Below are 18,282 nucleotides of genomic sequence, written 5' to 3'. Positions count from 1 at the left end.
TGTCCATTTCCGCTTTCTCGACCGGCAAAGCCGGCGGCGCGTTAGTTCGTTGATGTAAGTGCTATCGACAGCGAGAGGGCGCTGCAATCGGTGCGCGTTGAAGAGTTCCGCCCGCCGGATGGTCGATCGGGCTGGACAATCGCGCCGCCGCCACGGCAACAGGCTCTCGGCGCACATTATGTATGCTGAGAGTCAGAGCATCGGCGACGCCCTCCACCCGGCGGCCTTCGACGCTCAGCACGTCGTCGCGCTGGAGCATGCGGGTGAAGGTCGCGTCGAGACGGCCGCGCGAGATCCAGTCTGCGCCGAAGACGTCCTCCGCGAAGCGCGACAGGTAGGCGAAGGACATCATCGCCGCCGGAATCGCGACGCGGGCGCCGATCGCCTGCGCCAGCCGGTCATGGGTGTGGTAATTCTCGGCCGGCAGGCTGAACAGGCGCGACTTCTCCAGCGACATCTCGATGCGGCGGGGCGGAAGCTCGCTTGGGGATGCCGCATCAGGTGCGGCAGAGGGAGTCGCCGGGCGCTGCATCTCGTCGCTGCGGATCGCGCAGCCATGGTCGTAGACGGCGAGCGCTGCGCCGTCGGCGTCGAAGAACGACGCGCGCATGACGATGTAGTCGCGCCCGCGCCGGCGATATTTATCTGTCACCGCCACGTCGGCCCGGATCGGGCGGCCGAGGCGGAACGGGCGCAGGAAGCGCGCCGACGACTTGCCGTGCAGGAACGGCGTGCCGACCAGATGGCCATGGTGTTGCCGGAACAGGCCGAAATGTCCGATCTCCCCGGGCGCGCGCAGGTAGAACCCCGAGGGAAACCACATGTAGGTCGACAGGAACAGCGGATGCACGAGCGCGTCGGCGGGATCACCCACCAGCCAGCCTGTCTCGTCTTCGACGGCATAGGCGAACTTCCGGACCTGCTCGATCGCCGGTTCGAAGAAGGTGGACCCCAGCGGCAGCGTTGTTGGCAGGTCGTCGAAAGTCGGGGCGGCAATCTCTGTCATGTGGCCGACGAACACGTAATGGTTCGCGCAGTCCGATGCAAAGCGGACGATGAGCCCGTGCCGCCGGGGCCGCTACCTGGGCTTCGGCTTGCACGCCGCCAGTTCCCTCCGGCGCGCGGCGTCTTCCAGTTCGTGCCGGTTTGCGGGCGTCCGATTGCACCAGTGCACGTGCTGAACCAGATTCGAACTCCACCGCATCCCTTCGAAGACGCAATCCGGCTCCAGCGACTGGGCAAGCTCGACCTGCGATCGCGACCTGGCCGCGTACTCCTTGCAGTTCTTGATCGGAACCGCCCCGAAATCCCCCCGGCACGTGGTCAGGGCCTTGCGACGTTCGTCGTCCTCACGTCCACGCTCGCGTGGCGACGCGCCTTTGCACCACGCCATGTGTTCGGCCGGGTCCATGCTCCAGCGCCCACCCGCAAAGCTGCAGCCGGTCGCCATCTGCACCTGGCTTGTCGTCTTTGCCACGTAATCCGGGCAGCTTTCGATGGAGAGCGCGCCAAACGAGCCCTGGGCAAGGACCGGCGTAACCGCAGACAGCGAGAGGGACGCGGCGCAAACCGCCAAAATCCTGTAATTCATGTCATTCTCTCCACGGTCGAGCCTGTAACGCCGCGCCGTCGGTCGCGTTCCGTCGCGTTGAAGGCCGGGGAGTCACCGTCCCCGGCGCTTGTCGATGAATCGCATGATCGGGGTCACGGTCGTTCCATGAAGCGCGATCGAGATGACGATCACGAGGGAGACCGCGTTCCAGAGGAGGTCTGGCTCTTCGAAGGGCGCGCGGCCGAGGGCGAAGGCGATATAATAGACCGAACCGATGCCGCGAATGCCGAAGAAGGCGATGATCGCCCTCTCGGGTGTGGGCTCCTTGCGGCCGATCAGGCTGATCCACGCAACGAGCGGCCGGACGACCAGAAGCGTGAGTACCGCGAAGCCGATAACGGCCCAGCTCGTGTCCCTTAGCAGGCCGCCCTCCGCCAGCGCGCCGCCAAACAGCACGAGAAGCATCATCATGAGCAGACGTTCGATCTGTTCGGCGAAATCGTGCAGCGTCTCATGGTAGCGATGCCGTCGCTCGAAGCTCCGGAAAGCGACCGCGGAGACGAAGACCGCCAGGAACCCGTAGCCGTGCGCCATCTCGGCGAGGCTGTAGGCGATCGCGGTGATTCCCAATGCGACGAACCCGTCGCCTGTCCTCGAAAGCTTGGAGCGATTGGGCAGGCGGAACGTCAGCCAGCCAAGGCCGCGGCCGACGGCGACCCCGACGGCGATCCCCGCCGCCAGCCGCCAGCCGAGGTCCATCGTCAGCCAATTCAGCCACCATCCCTCGCCAGTCGTGCTCGCCACCGCGAGGAGGATCGCGAGATGGACAAAGGGGAAGGCAAGCCCGTCGTTCAGGCCGGCCTCGGCGGTCAGGGTGAAGCGAACCTCGTCTTCACCGCCTTGCCCCGGCGGGCCGACCTGGACATCGCTGGCGAGCACGGGATCGGTGGGAGAGAGCGCCGCGCCAATCAGCAGCGCCGCCGCCAGCCCGACGCCCAGGAGTCCGTGGGCCAGCAGGGCGATGGCGAGGATGGTCAAGGGCATGGCGAGGCCCAGCAGCCGCCAGGTGAGGCCGGCGGTCGCCCAGGCAAGCGGCCGGTCCAGCTTCAGCCCGGCGCCCATCAGCGCCACGATGACCACGGCTTCGGTCAGCCGCTCCGTCAGCTTGAGATTGGCCTGTGGCGCGGGAGCCTGGGCATAATCGAAGGCCCCGGCCAGCAGGGCGCCAGCGGCGACGCAGAAAATCGGCAGCGAAAGCGGCAGCTCCTTCAGCAGCATGGGAAGCCACGCCGTCAGGAGCACGATGGCGCCGAAGCCGGCGAGCATCACGATATAGGGGTCCATGATCCTCGCCTGGGGCCGGTATCCGGCGGGCGTCAACGCTCGTGCGCGCGCACCGTTCCTCGTCGAGCGCCTCTGACTACGTCCAATCCCGTCTCCTTCGTTGCAATAAATTATTGAATAGGTCATGCAGCCTGTCTGGCGTGGAAGTATGCTTCGTGACGCTCAGAGGCCCGTTCATCGTAGGCTTCGGCAAGGACTTGGAGTTGAGAGATGAGATACGGGGCGCGCGGTTTTGGGCAGCTTTCCCTTGCTCTCGGTCGACGGCTTGTCGGATTGCTTCCCGGTCTTCTTCTCGGCCTCTCCTTCGTCCTGCCGGCCGGCGCCCAGACCAAATCCGCCGAGAATGCGCCGCCTGTCGTGCTGGTGCGGCCCGTCGAGGTACGCACGCTGGCGCCGCAGTCGGAATATGTCGGCCGGCTCGCCGTGTTCGACAAGGTCGAACTGCGCGCCCGGGTAAAGGGCGTGCTGGGCAAGCGGGAATTCGCCGACGGCACCAAGGTGACGGAGGGCCAGCTCCTGTTCACCATCGATCCCACGCCCTACCGCATCGCCGTGAACCAGAAGCGGGCGCTGCGCGACGGGGCGCAGGCGGCGCTGATCAATGCCGACGCCCAGCTCAAGCGGGCGGCCGAGCTGCTGCGCACCAACAACGTCTCGCAGGTCTCCTATGACCAGCGGCTGGCCGAGCAGCTGCAGGCCAAGGCCACGCTCGACGATGCCCAGGCGCAACTCGACGATGCCGAACTGCAGCTTTCCTACACGCAGATCACGGCGCCGATCGCCGGCCTGATCGGCCGCGCCAGTGTGGCCCCCGGCAACCTCGTCGGGCCTGAGTCGGGCGTGCTCGCCACCATCGTGAACGAGCGCCAGATCCGCGCCCTGTTCTCGGTCCCCCAGGCGGACCTGCTGAACGTGCGCCGCGACCTGCGCACGGGCGAGGCGCTGGCCGTGCGGCTGCGCCTGGCCGACGGCAAACTCTACCCCGAGAAGGGCAAGGTCGACTTCATCGACGTGGCGGTCGATCCCACCACCGACGGCCAGATGGCGCGCGCGGTGTTCGAGAATGCCGACGAGCTGCTGACCGACGGGCAGACGGTGAGGGTGATCGTCGAGGGCAACGAACCGGCCAAGGTGATGGTGGTGCCGCAGGCCGCCATGGCGATCGACCAGACCGGTCGCTACGTCTACGTGGTCGACGGCAAAGGCGTCGTCGAGCAGCGTCGCATCACCGTCGACTTCGTGCGCGACGGCATGATCGCCGTGACGGCGGGGCTCAAGGAGGGCGACCGGGTCATCGTGCAGGGTCAGCAGCGGGTGCGCGCCGGCATGGTGGTTGAGGCGCAGGCCGCGCCGGCCGCCGCCGGCCAGCCGAAGCGCTGATCCCATGGGCATCGCCTCCGTTTTCATCCGCCGCCCGCGGCTCGCCTTCGTCGTCTCCGCGATCATGGTCATTGCGGGCCTGCTGGCGCTGGGCAGCCTGCCGATCGCGCAGTTTCCCAACATCGTGCCGCCGGAAGTCACCGTCACGACCAGCTATCCCGGCGCCTCGGCCCAGGTGGTCGAGGAGAGCGTGGCGCAGATCATTGAGCGCAACGTCAACGGCGTCGAGAACTCGATCTCGATGAAGTCGACCTCGGGCAGCGACGGCAGCTACAGCCTGAGCGTCTCCTTCAAGGTCGGTTCGAACCCGCAGGACCATACGGTCAACGTCAACAACCGCATCAACCGCGCCATGCCGCAGCTGCCCGACGAGGTGCAGCGCAACGGCGTGCTGGTGAAGAAGCAGTCCTCGGCGCTGCTGCAGGTGGTCGCCGTCTATTCGCCCAAGGGCACGCGCGATGCGCTGTTCCTGTCAAACTTCGCCACCATCAACGTGCTCGACGCCATGCAGCGCGTGCCCGGCGTCGGCTCGGCCGGCCTGTTCGGTGGGCTCGACTATGCCATGCGCGTGTGGCTCGACCTCGACCGCATGTCGAGCCTCGGTGTCACCTCGCAGGACGTGGTGAAGGCGATCGAGGCCAAGAACATGCAGGCCGCCGTCGGCCGGGTCGGCGCCGCGCCGCTGCTCGACGGCGTCGACTTCCAGCTCAACATCACGGCCAAGGGCCGCCTGACCTCGGCGGAGGAATTCGGCAACATCACCGTGCGCGCCAATCCGGACGGCGCGCTGCTGCGCATCCGCGACATCGGCAGGGTCGAGCTGGGTTCGGCCAATGCCGACGTCACCACGCGCTACAACGGCAAGCCGGCGGCCGGCATCAACGTCTACCAGCTGGCCGGCGCCAACGCGCTGGCCACCGCCGAGGGCGTTCGCCAGGTGCTGAAGGACCTCGAGGACCGGCTGCCCGAGGACGTCGCCTTCGAGGTCATGTACGACACGACCGTGTTCGTCGAGGCGACGATCCACAGCGTGGTGAAGACGCTCATCGAGGCCTTCGTGCTGGTGGCCGTCGTGGTCTTCCTGTTCCTGGGCAGCGTCCGGGCGACCCTGATCCCGATCATCGCCGTGCCGGTGGCCCTGATCGGCACCTTCGCGGTGATGCAGATGATGGGCTTCTCGCTCAACACCGTATCGCTGCTGGCCCTGGTGCTGGCCATCGGCATCGTGGTCGACGACGCCATTGTCGTGGTCGAGGCGGTCGAACACACGTTGGAGAAGGAGCCGCACCTCACGCCCGCCGAGGCCACCGAGAAGGCGATGGCCGAGGTCACGGGACCGATCATCGCCATCACCCTGGTGCTGCTCTCGGTCTTCATCCCGACGGCCTTCATGCCGGGCATCGCCGGCAAGCTCTACCAGCAGTTTGCGCTCACCATCTCGGTTGCCATGGTGATCTCGGCGATCAACGCCCTGTCGCTGTCGCCCGCCCTGTGCGCGCTGCTGCTCACCCGACGCGGCGCGCCGCGCGGCCTGATGGCCCGCCTCCAGCGCGGCCTCGACGCCACCCGCAACGGCTATCTCAGGCTTGCGGCGCCGCTGATCCGCCGAAGCGTGCTTGCGGTCGGGCTGGTCGCCCTGTTCTCGCTGGCGACCGGCGGGCTGCTGCGTATCGTGCCCACCGGCTTCCTGCCCGAGGAGGACCAGTCTTCCTTCATGGCCGAGATCCAGCTGCCCGACGCCGCCTCGACCAGCCGCACGCTGGAGGCGGTGACGCAGGTCGAGGAGATGCTGCAGGGCCAGCCTTGGCTGCAGAACTTCTTCACCGTCAGCGGCAACAGCCTGCTCGACGGACTGAACCTGCCCAACCGCGCCATGATGATCGTGTCGCTGAAGCCCTATGCCGAGCGACCCGGCCACGAGATGTCGGCCTTCGCGGTGCTGGAGCGGCTCAACAAGGCGTTCCAGCGCGTGGCCGCGGCCAACATATATGCCTTCAACCCGCCGCCGATCGCGGGGCTGGGCAACTCGTCCGGCTTCGAGTTCGAGGTGCAGAGCCTCACCGGCGCACCGCCGGAGGAGATCGTGGCGGTGGCGCGCGGCGTCATCAACGCGGCGCAGAGCGCGCCCGAACTGGCCGGCGTCTTCACCACCTTCAGCGCCTCGACGCCGCAGATCCGGCTCGAGCTAGACCGCGACCGCGCCGAGACCCTGGGCGTCGCCATCCCCGACATCTTCGCCGCGCTGCAGACCGCGATGGGCAGCCGCAACGTCAACAACTTCAACATGTTCGGCCGCACCTGGACGGTGCGCGTGCAGGCCGACGCCGCCGACCGCCGCACCGTCGAGGACGTGAACCGCGTGCGCGTGCGCTCGGCGAGCGGCACGCTGGTGCCGCTGCAGGCAATGGCGACGCTGGAGCTCACCACGGCGCCCGCCACCATCAACCGCTACAACAACCTGCGCTCGGTCACGCTGAACGGCGCACCGGCCGCGGGTTATTCCTCGGGTGAGGCGATCGCGGCGATGGAGCGGGTGGCGCGTGCAAGCCTGCCACCGGGCTACGGTTTCCAGTGGGCCGGCATGGCGAAGCAGGAGAAGGAGGCGGGCAGCCAGACCGGCTTCGTGCTGGCCCTCGCGGTGCTGTTCGCCTACCTGTTCCTGGTCGGCCTCTACGAGAGCCTGGCGCTGCCGGTGGCGGCGCTCTTGTCGGTGATCGTCGGCCTGTTCGGCGCGCTGGCCGCGCTGTGGCTGACCGGTCTCGCCAACAACATCTACGCCCAGATCGGCATCGTCGTGCTGATCGCGCTGGCGGCCAAGAACGCCATCCTGGTGATCGAGGTGGCCATGCACGAGCGGGCGGGCGGCAGCGACCCGGCGACGGCGGCCACCTCGGCCGCCGGCCAGCGCTTCCGCGCCGTGATGATGACCTCCTTTGCCTTCATCCTCGGCCTCGTGCCGCTGGTGATCGCCTCGGGCGCGGGCGCCGCGACCCAGCGCGCGGTCGGCACCGCCGTGTTCGGCGGCATGCTGGCGGCCGCCTGCATCGGCATCTTCGTGATCCCGGGCCTCTATGTCGCCTTCGAGAAGATGCGCCGGGCGGTGCCGGAGCTGCTGCGCAAGCCCTTTCGCGGTCTGAAGCGTCCGGAGAAGGGGCAAGGCTGACACCTTCCTCCTGCAGGCAGCGGATTGAAAATGATTCGCATTGGCTTTAGAGGGACAGGGTGGCGGACAAGGACATCCGGGCCCTGTTCCTGGCCCATCGGCGGGAATTGCAGGCCTATCTCACGCGCAAGGTGCGCGACGGCGAGACGGCCGCGGAGCTGACGCAGGAAGCATTCCTGCGCTACGCCCAGCAGGGTCCCGGCGCGGCGGCGGTCGTCCATCCGCGATCCTATCTCTATCGGACGGCGCATAATCTCGCTGTCGATCATGTCCGCCGCCAGCGCCGGGAACGAACCGACCCGGTCCCGGTCGACGACATGGAGGGAGTCGCCGACGAACGGCCGTCGCCCGAGCGCGTGGCCGGCGGGCTGAGCGATGTGGCGGCGGCGCGCGACGCGCTGCTGGAACTGCCCGAACGTACCCGCCAGGTCTTTGTCCTGACCCGCATCGATGGCCTGACATATGGCGATGTGGCGCGACGGCTGCAGATCTCCGACAGTTCGGTGCAGAAACATCTCGCCAGGGCGGTGAAGCACGTCATGCAGCGGCTGCGCGGGCGTCAGGCCGGCTCGCTCGAATAAACTTCGTGAGGACTTACCGGATTGGCGGCGGGACTCGTCTTACTGGCGTGGTGATCCCCCTGTTTGGACGAAAAGGTACAGCCCGAAGTGACTGAGCCCAGCGAGCAGGACGAAATCGACGAGCAGGCGTCGCTGTGGCTGGCGAAGCTGGGTGGCGGACCGCTGGCGCCGGCCGAGCATCGCGCGCTCGAGCACTGGCTGGCCGAGGATTCACGCCATTCGGTTGCGTTCCGTGAGGCGCAGGAAGCCTGGAGCCTCATGGGAGCGGTGGCGAAGGCGCCGGGCGCATTGTTGCACGACGTACAGAGCGGAGACGCGCCACAGCCGCGCCGCGCTGCCGGGCGTTGGCGCAGCTTTGCAGCCCTGGCCGCGAGTCTGCTGGTGCTGGTGGCCGGCGCGATCCTGTGGAACGGCGATCCGATGGTGATGGTCGCGGCCGACCATCGCACGGTACCCGGCGAGCGGCGCACGGTGCATCTGTCCGACGGCAGCACGATCGAGCTGGGACCGGCCAGCGCGATCGCCCTTCACTTCGATGCGGTCGAGCGGCGGGTCGAACTGCTGAGGGGGCTCGCCTATTTCACGGCCGCGCCACGCAAGGATGGAGAGCAGCGGCCCTTCGTCGTGCAGGCCGCGGCGGGGAACGCGCGCGCGCTGGGCACGCAGTTCTCGGTCAATCGCCTGCCGGACTCCGTCGAGGTCGTCGTCGTCGAGCACGAGGTCGCGGTCTCGGTCGACACTGCCGGCGGGCGTGCGGCGGAGATCGTGCTCTCGCCCGGTCAGTCGGTGCGCTATGCGGAGGCGGGACTTGGACGCCTGCACCCGGTCGATCTCGACCAGGCGCTGGCCTGGCGCCGCGATCGTCTCGTCTTCGACCGCGTGACGCTCGGCCAGGTCGTCGACGAGCTCAACCGCTACCGCCGCGGCCGCATCTTGATCGGCAACGCCAGCCTCGCGAACCGCCGCGTGTCGGGCGTGTTCGACGCCGCCGACCCCGATACCGTCCTCGCCACCATTGCCCGCGAACTCGGCGTGCGCACGGCATCGGCGCCGCTGGTGACCGTGCTCTACTGACGCGAGCGGCGGAAAAAATCCGCCAACTCTTTACCGACTCTTGTCTTCACTTCGTCTCAATCAGGGAGAGCCGAGCCGAACGCCAGGCACTGCAAAGCGTAAGGGGGAGTGCGGTTATGGCGAAGCGGGCAACGGTGCGGAAGGCCCTTATTGCGGCGACATGTGTTGCAACGCTTGCGACCACGGCGTCCTCCGTGCACGCGCAGGGCACTGCGCCCGAACTCGCCCAAGCCGTCGCGGCCTACGATATTCCGGCCCAGGACCTGAACACCGCGCTGCTCACTTTCGCCAGCCGCGCGGGCCTGCAGATCTTCTTCGACGTGCAACGCGTGCGCGGCCTGCGGAGCAATGCGATCGCCGGCACCTTCACGCCGCAGCAGGCCCTGACCCAGCTTCTGTCCGGCACGGGCGTCACGTTCCGGTTCACCGGTGCGAACACCGTGTCGCTCGATCCGCCCGCCGCAACCGGTGCGATGCAGCTCGATCCGGTTCAGGTGCAGGGCAACCTGGTCCCGCCCCAGGCGATGATCGACAACCTGCCGCCTCCTTACGCGGGCGGGCAGGTGGCGACCGGGGGACAGGTCGGCATCCTCGGCGAACGCACCTTCATGAACACGCCCTTCAACCAGACGAGCTATACGTCCGAACTCATGCGCAACCAGAATGCGCGCACCCTCGCCGACGTCGTCGCCAACGATCCGTCGGTTCGCAATTCCTGGTCGGCGTCGAGTTACACGACGCCTTTGATGATCCGCGGCTTCAACTTCAACAACAACGACTGGGCCTTCAACGGTCTCTACGGCGTCGCGCCGCCGGTCCAGGTCCTGCCCGACTATCTCGAGCGCGTCGAAATCCTGAAGGGGCCGAATGCCATGCTGAATGGCATGCCGCCCTTCGGCAGCGTCAGCGGCAGCATCAATCTGGTCCCGAAGCGCGCCGGCAACGACCCACTCAACCGCGTCACCGCGACCTATGCCACGGGGGCACAGGTCGGGGGCGCCGTCGATTTCGGCCGCCGCTTCGGCGATGACAAGGAATACGGCGTGCGCTTCAATGGCACCTACCGCAACGGCCCGACGGCGGTCGACCGCCAGACACAGGAGCTGGGCGCCACGGTCTTCGGCATGGACTTCAAGGGCGACCGGGCCCGCCTCTCGTTCGATCTGGGTTACCAGACGCAGACCGTGAACTCCCCGCTGCGTCCCACCTACGTCGCCGCGGGAGTCGCGGTGCCGGCGGCGCCGGGCGGTCGGGCCAACTGGTTCCAGCCCTGGACCTACATGCAGACGGACGATCTGTTCGGGGCGGTCCAGGGCGAGTTCGACATCACGCCCGACTGGACGGCCTTCGCGGCCGTCGGCGGCCGCCGTCAGAAATATTCCAGCCTGTCGGGTTTCGCCACGATCACCAATGCCAACGGTAACCTGACCGACGCGCCGTTCAATTTCCCGGGTTGGTCGAACGCGGATACCCAGACGGCGGGTGTGCGCGGGCGAGCGAACACCGGTCCGGTGAGCCACGCCCTGTCCGTCACCGGCACGAGGGTGTACCTCGAGAACGGCTCGCTCTCGCCGGTCCTCATTTCCATCCCGTCGAATCTCTACAATCCCACCTTCGTCGCGAAACCCGTCGTGCCGTTCCTCAATCCGCCGAAGATCGCCGGCACGCAGCTCACGAGCCTTGCCGTGGCCGACGTGGCGTCGGTGTTCGACGAGCGAATCCAGTTCGTCTTCGGCGGCCGCCTGCAGCGCGTCCAGGTCACCAACTTCAGCAACGTGACCGGTGCGATCACGGCATCCTACGATCAGAGCGCCTTCTCGCCGGCGCTCGGCTTCATCGTGAAGCCGTGGGACAACGTGTCGATCTATGGCAACTGGATCGAGGGTCTGCAGCAGGGGCCGACGGCGCCCGCCGGCACGGTCAACGCCGGCCAGATGTTCGCACCGATGAAGACCAAGCAGTACGAGGTCGGCGCCAAGGTCGATTTCGGCAAGTTCGCGACGACGCTCAGCCTGTTCCAGATCGAACAGCCCTCGGGTTTCACCAATCCGTCGACGGCCGTATTCGGGGTCGACGGCATACAGCGGAACCAGGGTATCGAGCTGATGGTCTTCGGCGAGCCGTGGGAAGGCTTCCGGCCGCTGGGCGGCATCACCTTGATGAACGGCAAGCTTCTCAGCACCGCTACGCCCCTCACGCAGGGCAAGACCGCGCCGGGCGTTCCCAACGTCCAGCTCAATCTCGGAGCGGAGTGGGATGCGACCTTCCTCAAGGGGCTGACCTTCTCGGGGCGCGCCATCTACACCAGCGCACAGTATCTCGACCCGACCAACTACCAGAGCATTCCCGGCTGGACGCGCTTCGACGCGGGCGTGCGCTACGCCTTCGAGCGGCCGGGCGGCAAGCCGGTGGCGCTGCGCCTCAACGTCGAGAACCTGTTCGACGCCAACTACTGGGCCTCGGCGACCAGCACCTTCGGGCTGTCGATGGGTGCGCCGCGCACCTTCCTGCTGTCGCTGACGACCGACTTCTGACGGCAGAGCATGGCGCGCGACGACGTCACGAGGCTGCGGCGCTGGGCGCTGGTCCACAAATGGACCAGCCTCGTCTGCACGGCGTTCCTGCTGCTGTTCTGCCTCACCGGCCTGCCGCTGATCTTCGGCGACGAGTTGCGCGAGCTGCTGAGCGACGAGCCGGCTTTCGCCGACCTGCCGGCGGACACGCCGCTCGCCAACCTCGATCGCATCGTCGCGACGGCGAAGCAGAAGCGGCCCGACCACGTCGTCTGGTTCGCTTTCGTCGACGATGACGAGCCCAAGGTCCTGGTCGGCATGCTGCCGTCGCCGACGGCGGATCCCAGGACGGCGCGTCGCCTGCGGTTCGACGCCCGCACGGGCGAGCTGCTGAACGAGATCGAACCTTATGACGTGCGGCCGCTGACCTTCGTCGACCTGATGTTGCGCCTGCATCGCGATCTGTTCGCCGGGCTACCGGGCGAACTGTTCCTGGGTTTCATGGGGCTGGTATTCGTGGTGGCCGTCGTCTCCGGCGGCGTGCTCTACGCGCCCTTCGCCCGACGACAAGGGTTCGGCGCGCTGCGCGGGGTCTCACGCCGCCTGTGGTGGCTCGACCTGCACAATATGCTGGGCGTGGTGACCATCGCCTGGGCATTGGTGGTTGGCGCGACCGGTGTGATGAACGAGCTGTCGCAGCCGCTCTTCGCCGTCTGGCAGCGCACCGACGTGCAGGAAATGCTGAAGCCCTATCGCGGACAGTCGATGCCCGAGGCCGCGTCCTTCTCGTCCGTGCAGGCGGCATTCGACCTCGCGGCCAGGACCCTGCCGGATCGCCATCCGACCAGCGTGGTGTTCCCCAATGGCCGGATCGGCAGTCCGCATCACTACCTGATCTGGACCAGGGGCAATGCCGCGCTCACGGCACGCCTGTTCACGCCCGTGCTGGTCGACGTGGTGAGCGGCAAGCTCACGGCCGTCGTCGAGATGCCGTGGTACCTGCGCACCCTGCAGGTCTCGCGGCCGCTGCATTTCGGCGACTATGGCGGCCTGCCCCTCAAGATCATCTGGGCGCTGCTCGACCTCGTGACCATCGTCGTTCTCGGCAGCGGCCTCTATCTCTGGCTTTCCCGGCGCCGTTCACCCATCGAGCTGCGTCTCAGGGAAGAGGCGGCGACACAGGAGGCCGCGCGTTGACGCGCTGGCACTGGCCGCTCGTGCTGGCGGTGCTGACCTTCATCGGCCTCGTCTCGGCCTTGCTGGGAGAAGGAGGCCCGTTCTGGTTCGTCTCGTGGCTGGCGCTTTCGGTGCCGCTTCTGGTCATCGCGCTGGCCGTCGTCCGGTCCTTGTTCAGACGTCCGGGCTGAGCTCAGCCCGGCAACAGACGGCCCCTGATCCGGCCGGTGCGCTCGCGCAGGCGGCGGCGCAGGCCGCGCAGCAGGCCGCCGTTCGACATCGCCTCGAACACGTCGTCGGGCCCTTCGGGGTCGAGTACTTGGTTGTCGGCCAGCCACTTCTCGACCTCCTCGAGGTCGGGCACTTCATAGGGACGTAGCGATCGTCCCTCGCCGCGCAGCGCCTCGACGGCTTCGATCAGCGAGCCCTTCGCCTCGATCGCCGCGGCGACCTTGTCGGCGGGGACGCCCAGATGCTCGGCGAGCAGGCTGTCGCGCAGGGCGCGGATCTCGTCCGCGGCGCCTTCGTTGCCGGGATGCGCCGCATCGATGGTGACGTCGCACTCGGTATCGAGGCGCATCGAGCGGTTGTTCATGTTGGACGAGCCGACATGCAGCACCTCGTCGTCGACGATCGTCATCTTGGCGTGCACGTAGATCGGCTCGCCCTGCGCGGTGAACGGATGATAGATCCGCAGGCGCCCGTGGCTGTCGAGATGGTGCAGCGCCTCGTAAAGGCGGGCGCGCGCCGTGTCCATCGCGACCGGCTCCAGCCAGCCCTGCGACTTGAAGGGATTGACCAGGACGATCTCCGGCCCGTCCGGCTCCTCCAGCCGGTGCGCGATCGCCTCGGCGATGCGGCGCGATGCGAAGTACTGGCTCTCGGCGTAGATGTAGCGGCGGGCCCGTGCGATCAGCGCGAGATACGTCGCTTCGATCTCGCGCACCGGCGCCGCGCCGTCGCCCTCCGGTCGCGACCTGCAGATCGCCACCGCGATGTCGCGGAACTGCGCGTCGAGCCCATCGGGCCAGCAGTCGCAGGCGCCTTCGACGGGGGCCAGCACCGCGCCGCCGGCCGCCTGCCAGCGCTGCCGCGCGAGTTCGCCCAGCGCCGCCGCCACCGGGCCTTCGAGGATGGTGGTCGCGTCGTGCCAGGGCGCGTAGGGGCTGCCGTCCGGGCCAATGCGGCGCGGGTCGTGGTCGCGATGCTCCGGCGTGTCCCAGCGGTTGCTGGTCATGTCGATACCGCCGCAGAAGGCCACGCAGTCGTCGATCACGACGATCTTGTGATGATGCGAGGCGCCCAGCGTCGCCGCACTGTCGAGACGCGTGTGGATGCGCCGGTGCGCCATCCAGCGCATCAGGGTGAAGATCGTGGTCCCACGGAATAGGGTGCGCACCGCGCCGATGTTCCAGCGCAGCAGGAACACCTCGAGCTCGGGATTGCGCTTCACCAGCCACAGTACGAATTCGCCCAGGGTGCGCGGCTCGCCCGGCAGCCGCTCCTCGGAAAGCTCGATGCGGGCATCGAAGTCCCAGCCGATCAGCATGATGCGCTTGCGGGCCTTCAGCATCGCCCTGCGGCCGACCTCGAAATAGGCCTTCGCATCGACGATCAGGCCCGCCCGGGTCGCTTTCTCGCGCCGCCAGAACAGCGCGGTGTTGGTGCTTTCGGTGTCCGGCATGGAGCCACGGTAGCGCATCTGGCGGTCGTTGGGATGACGACGGGCCTGCGGTGCCGGCGGGGACATGTTGACGGGGCTCTCCCGGGGGCCCCGACGCCGGGGCCGTGGTATCTGGAGGCATGGCAACGACGGGATTGTGCGAAAAGTTCCCGGACGTCCCTGCTGCCCGTCTTCATCGAGAACATGACCTGCCTGCGCATCGCCTGCTCAGCGCAGGAGCCGATTGCGGGGCGGGGATGTGGCCGATACATTTCAGCGCTTGCCGCTCCACCGGGAGGTGTCGCGTGTCCGCGAGAACCATCCTCGTCACGATCGGGCTTTCGGCCTGGCTGCTCGCCTCGGCCGTGGTCTTCCTCATCGTTTCCTATACGACCTTCTTCGGCATCGCCGTGATCGGCCTCGCCATCTGCTATGTCAGCACCCGGTTCGAGCTCGACGAGGACACGAGCTTCCTCGCGACACGACTGCAGGGCGGGCGGGATCTCCCGGAGGAGCAGCGCCTCGCCGCACGCCACGAGCAATCGCTCGCGAACCAGTCGGCGCGCTTCTTCAAGCTCTTCGGCCTGGGCCTCGCGGTCATCGGCCTGTGCGGCGGGCTGTACTACCAGCTCTGAGGCAATGCTGAAGACTGCTCTCAATGTCCCAGAGCTTCAGCCGTGGTATCTGGAAGCATGACAGCGGCCGAATTGCGGGAAAAGTTCCAGGGGCTCTATTTCGGCGACGACCGGCGGGCCCGGCGGTTCCGCTACGGGCTGGTCGGCTTCGACCTGGCCACCATCGGGCTCTTCTTCGTCGCGCCGTTCGGCGGGCACCAGACCTGGATGATCGCCCTCGACCTCGCGCTCGGCATCCTGCTGTCGGCCGAGTTCGCGGTGCGACTCTGGGTGCAACGCCGGCCGCTGCGGCATCTCTTCAGCCTGTCCTCGGCGGCGGACCTGGTCGTGATCCTGTCGCTGCTGCTGCCGGTCTTCATCGACAACCTGGCGTTCCTGCGCATCGCCCGGGCGCTGCGCCTGCTGCGCTCCTACCACCTGCTGCGCGACCTGCGGCGCGATTCCGAGTGGTTCCGGCGCAACGAGGACATCATCCAGCGCACGGTCAATCTCGGCGTCTTCATCTTTATCGTGACGTCGGTGGTCTACGTCACCCAGCACAACATCAACCCTCATATCGCGACCTACATCGACGCGCTCTACTTCACCATCACGACCCTCACGACCACGGGCTTCGGCGACATCACCCTGAGCGGCCCCGGCGGCCGGCTGCTCGCCGTGATCATCATGATCGTGGGCGTCAGCCTCTTCCTGCGCCTGCTGCAGGCCATCTTCCGGCCCAACAAGGTGCGCTTCGAATGCCCGTCCTGCGCGCTGCTGGTGCACGACATCGACGCGGTCCACTGCAAGCATTGCGGCATCGTCCTGCAGATCCCGAACGAGGGAATTTAGCGCGACGGCTTGCTAGAGCGCCGGCCCCGCGAGGATGCTCCGCGCCTCCGCCGCGATCGTCTCGGCGATGGTGGCGTAGCTGTCTGAATAGGCCGAGCCGTCGCGCCAGACCGCGGCGAGGGAGCGGCTGGCGGTCCAGCCGGCCATCGGGAGGCGGGTGACCATGTCGGTGCCGCCGACCTCCGACCGCAGATAGAGTTCCGGCAGGATCGCGAAGCCCAGGCCCGAGCCGCACATCTGGCGCAGGCTGTCGAGACTGGTGCCCTCGTAATCCTCGAGCAGCGTCGCCTTGAGGTCCTCGCAGATCTTGCGGGCCTGGCGGTGGGCATGGTGGCGGCGGTCGAGGCTGAGGAACCCGATCCCCGCCAGGTCGCCGCGGCGCACCTTCGCAGCCCGGCCCAGCGGATGCTCGGGCGGGCAGACGATGTGCAGCGGCTCCCTGAACAGAGGCTCGATATGCAGGTCGCTGCCGGAGACGGGCAGGGGCGACAGCACCATGTCGAGCTCGCCGCGCGCCAGCTCGCGCGCCTGCTCGTCGGGGATGCCCTCGCGGATGTAGAGCCGCAGGTCGGGGAAGCGGCGGTGCAGCGAGGCCACGATGCGCGGCATCAGGTAGGGGCCGAGGGTCGGCGTGACGCCGAAGCGGATCGTGCCGGCGATGCCGGCCCGCGAGCGCCGCACCATCTCCTCTGCATCCTTCACGTCGAGCAGGATGCGGCGGGCGCGTGTCACCAGGTCCCGGCCGATCGGCGTGAGTTGGACCGGGCTCTCGTTGCGCTCGACCAGGGTGACGCCCAACCGCGCCTCCAGCGCCCTGAGCTGTTGGCTCAGGGTCGGCTGGGCGATGTGCACGGCATCCGCGGCCCGCCGGAAACTGCGGCTGTCGGCGAGGGCTACGAGATAGGAGAGCTGGCGCAGCGTGGTCATGCGGGGTGATAGTCAATGACTATCAACTGTGGCCCACTCTTTCTATTTCGGCAATCGCCTGCGGCAACCCATCTTCGCCCTCTCGACCACAGAGGACGAACGAGCATGCGCCGCCACACAAGCCAGGCCCCCGAATGACCGAGCTCCTGGTCCAGCCGTTCCTCGGCACGCCGGTGTGGTTCTGGCTCACCTTCATCACGCTGGTGGTGGCGCTGACCGCCTTCGACCTCGGCCTCCTGCACAAGGAGGACCGGGTGATGGGCATTGCCGAATCGCTGAAGCTCTCGGCCTTCTACATCTCGATCGCGCTGGCCTTCGGCGCCTGGGTCTGGGTCGAGAAGGGCGCCGAACTCGGCATGCAGTACTTCACCGGCTTCTTCATCGAGAAGGCGCTGTCGATCGACAACATCTTCGTCATCAGCCTGATCTTCACCTTCTTCGCCATCCCGGCGAAGTACCAGTACCGCGCGCTGCTGTGGGGCATCATCGGCGTCATCGTGCTGCGCGGCCTGATGATCGCGGCCGGTGCGGCGCTGGTGAGCGAGGCCCACTGGGTGCTCTACCTGTTCGCCGCCTTCCTGATCGTGACCGGCGTGAAGATGTTCTTCACCAACGACCAGGAGCCGGACCTCGCGAACAACGCCGCCATCCGCTGGATCTCGAAGCGCATGCGGGTGACCAAGGAGCTGCACGGCGACCGCTTCTTCGTCTTCCGCGCCGACGAGCGCACCGGCCGCAGGGCGCTGGCCGCGACGCCGCTGTTCCTCGCCCTGGTGGTGATCAACCTCGCGGACCTGGTGTTCGCGGTCGACTCGGTGCCGGCGATCTTCGCCATCACCACCGACACGTTCGTGGTCTACACCTCGAACATCATGGCGGTGCTGGGCTTGCGCGCCCTCTACTTCGCCCTCTCGGCCATGATCGACCGCTTCCACTACCTGAAGCACGCGCTCGCCGCGGTGTTGGTCTTCATCGGCTCCAAGATCTTCGTCTCGGACTTCCTCCTGGGCGACGCGAAGTTCCCGCCCGTCGCCAGCCTCGCCGTCACCTTCGGCCTGATCGCCACCGGCATCGCCTGGTCCCTGTGGAAGACGCGGGAGGGGGCGATGCACAGGTGAGGGGTGGACCTCAAAGTGTTGGTCCGGCTAACCATCCACGTCAGCCGCACCCGCCGCATCGCCGACCGTCCGAATGCACCGCGTGCGCGCTTCGCCTTCACGACGCCGTTCATTGCAAGCATTGCGGGCTAGTGCTGCACGTTCTGGATGATGGGATCATTTGAGCAGGGTGGAGGGGGGTGAATCAGCATCGTGCGCTTCGGGTCGGTCGTGTCCCCGGTGGTGGTGTAGGAGGCCGATGATCGGCCCGCCTGAGCGACCGCCACGAGTCAGGCGATGGCGGGCCGGTCAGCGGCCAGCGCGGTGATCCCGGGTAGGGTTGGGT

15 protein-coding genes are annotated in these 18,282 nt (G+C 67.4%); 10 read left to right on the top strand and 5 right to left on the bottom strand.

The features are described 5' to 3' along the window. Positions 1-61: 61 nt before the first annotated feature. From EPO41_RS23270 to EPO41_RS23260, 3 genes are all read right to left on the bottom strand, one after another. Positions 62-1,006 carry a hypothetical protein gene (locus EPO41_RS23270; protein ID WP_296330482.1) on the bottom strand — a complete coding sequence of 315 codons (945 nt, stop codon included), beginning with the start codon at positions 1,004-1,006 and terminating at the stop codon, positions 62-64. Between the two features lie 72 nt (positions 1,007-1,078). Further along, the gene (locus EPO41_RS23265; RefSeq protein ID WP_296330480.1) at positions 1,079-1,591 is read right to left on the bottom strand and encodes a hypothetical protein; all 513 of its coding nucleotides are present in this window, start codon (positions 1,589-1,591) and stop codon (positions 1,079-1,081) included. A gap of 72 nt (positions 1,592-1,663) precedes the next feature. Further along, positions 1,664-2,896, bottom strand: a complete 1,233-nt coding sequence (locus EPO41_RS23260) for a cation:proton antiporter (protein ID WP_296330478.1) — start codon at positions 2,894-2,896, stop codon at positions 1,664-1,666. A 273-nt stretch (positions 2,897-3,169) separates the two neighbouring features. Here EPO41_RS23260 and EPO41_RS23255 point away from each other — a divergent pair, with 273 nt between their 5' ends. From EPO41_RS23255 to EPO41_RS23225, 7 genes are all read left to right on the top strand, one after another. Beyond that, a complete protein-coding gene (locus EPO41_RS23255; RefSeq protein WP_296330474.1) occupies positions 3,170-4,276 on the top strand; it encodes an efflux RND transporter periplasmic adaptor subunit in 1,107 nt (368 codons plus the stop codon). Between the two features lie 4 nt (positions 4,277-4,280). Next, on the top strand, positions 4,281-7,439 hold the full coding sequence (locus EPO41_RS23250) for an efflux RND transporter permease subunit (protein WP_296330472.1): 3,159 nt from the start codon (positions 4,281-4,283) through the stop codon (positions 7,437-7,439). Between the two features lie 59 nt (positions 7,440-7,498). Beyond that, a complete protein-coding gene (locus tag EPO41_RS23245; RefSeq protein ID WP_296330470.1) occupies positions 7,499-8,020 on the top strand; it encodes an RNA polymerase sigma factor in 522 nt (173 codons plus the stop codon). Between the two features lie 87 nt (positions 8,021-8,107). Beyond that, complete coding sequence (locus EPO41_RS23240) at positions 8,108-9,094, top strand: FecR domain-containing protein (RefSeq protein ID WP_296330467.1); 987 nt, start codon at positions 8,108-8,110, stop codon at positions 9,092-9,094. Between the two features lie 116 nt (positions 9,095-9,210). Then, entirely contained in the window at positions 9,211-11,628 is a 2,418-nt protein-coding gene (locus EPO41_RS23235) for a TonB-dependent receptor (RefSeq protein WP_296330462.1), read from the top strand. Between the two features lie 9 nt (positions 11,629-11,637). Next, a complete protein-coding gene (locus EPO41_RS23230; protein ID WP_296330459.1) occupies positions 11,638-12,804 on the top strand; it encodes a PepSY-associated TM helix domain-containing protein in 1,167 nt (388 codons plus the stop codon). Beyond that, positions 12,801-12,974, top strand: a complete 174-nt coding sequence (locus tag EPO41_RS23225; RefSeq protein WP_296330456.1) for a hypothetical protein — start codon at positions 12,801-12,803, stop codon at positions 12,972-12,974. The genes EPO41_RS23230 and EPO41_RS23225 overlap by 4 nt, the downstream gene beginning before the upstream one ends. 2 nt (positions 12,975-12,976) lie before the next feature. On the opposite strand, the gene EPO41_RS23220 is transcribed toward EPO41_RS23225, so the two are convergent. Continuing rightward, on the bottom strand, positions 12,977-14,533 hold the full coding sequence (locus EPO41_RS23220; protein ID WP_296330453.1) for a phospholipase D-like domain-containing protein: 1,557 nt from the start codon (positions 14,531-14,533) through the stop codon (positions 12,977-12,979). Positions 14,534-14,751: 218 nt separating this feature from the next. On the opposite strand from EPO41_RS23220, the gene EPO41_RS23215 reads away from it, so the two are divergent. Together EPO41_RS23215 and EPO41_RS23210 are read left to right on the top strand one after the other, a co-directional pair. Further along, on the top strand, positions 14,752-15,081 hold the full coding sequence (locus tag EPO41_RS23215) for a hypothetical protein (RefSeq protein ID WP_296330451.1): 330 nt from the start codon (positions 14,752-14,754) through the stop codon (positions 15,079-15,081). 57 nt (positions 15,082-15,138) lie between these two features. Further along, on the top strand, positions 15,139-15,912 hold the full coding sequence (locus tag EPO41_RS23210; RefSeq protein WP_296330449.1) for an ion channel: 774 nt from the start codon (positions 15,139-15,141) through the stop codon (positions 15,910-15,912). A 12-nt stretch (positions 15,913-15,924) separates the two neighbouring features. Here the strand turns inward: EPO41_RS23210 and EPO41_RS23205 are convergent, their stop codons facing one another. Continuing rightward, on the bottom strand, positions 15,925-16,839 hold the full coding sequence (locus EPO41_RS23205; RefSeq protein ID WP_296330448.1) for a hydrogen peroxide-inducible genes activator: 915 nt from the start codon (positions 16,837-16,839) through the stop codon (positions 15,925-15,927). A gap of 134 nt (positions 16,840-16,973) precedes the next feature. On the opposite strand from EPO41_RS23205, the gene EPO41_RS23200 reads away from it, so the two are divergent. After that, complete coding sequence (locus EPO41_RS23200) at positions 16,974-17,957, top strand: TerC family protein (protein WP_296330445.1); 984 nt, start codon at positions 16,974-16,976, stop codon at positions 17,955-17,957. The last annotated feature ends 325 nt before the right edge of the window (positions 17,958-18,282 follow it).

Origin of the sequence: Reyranella sp. (assembly GCF_004297265.1) — a bacterium.
Lineage (GTDB): Bacteria > Pseudomonadota > Alphaproteobacteria > Reyranellales > Reyranellaceae > Reyranella.
This window is presented reverse-complemented; position numbering and strand designations above follow the sequence as displayed.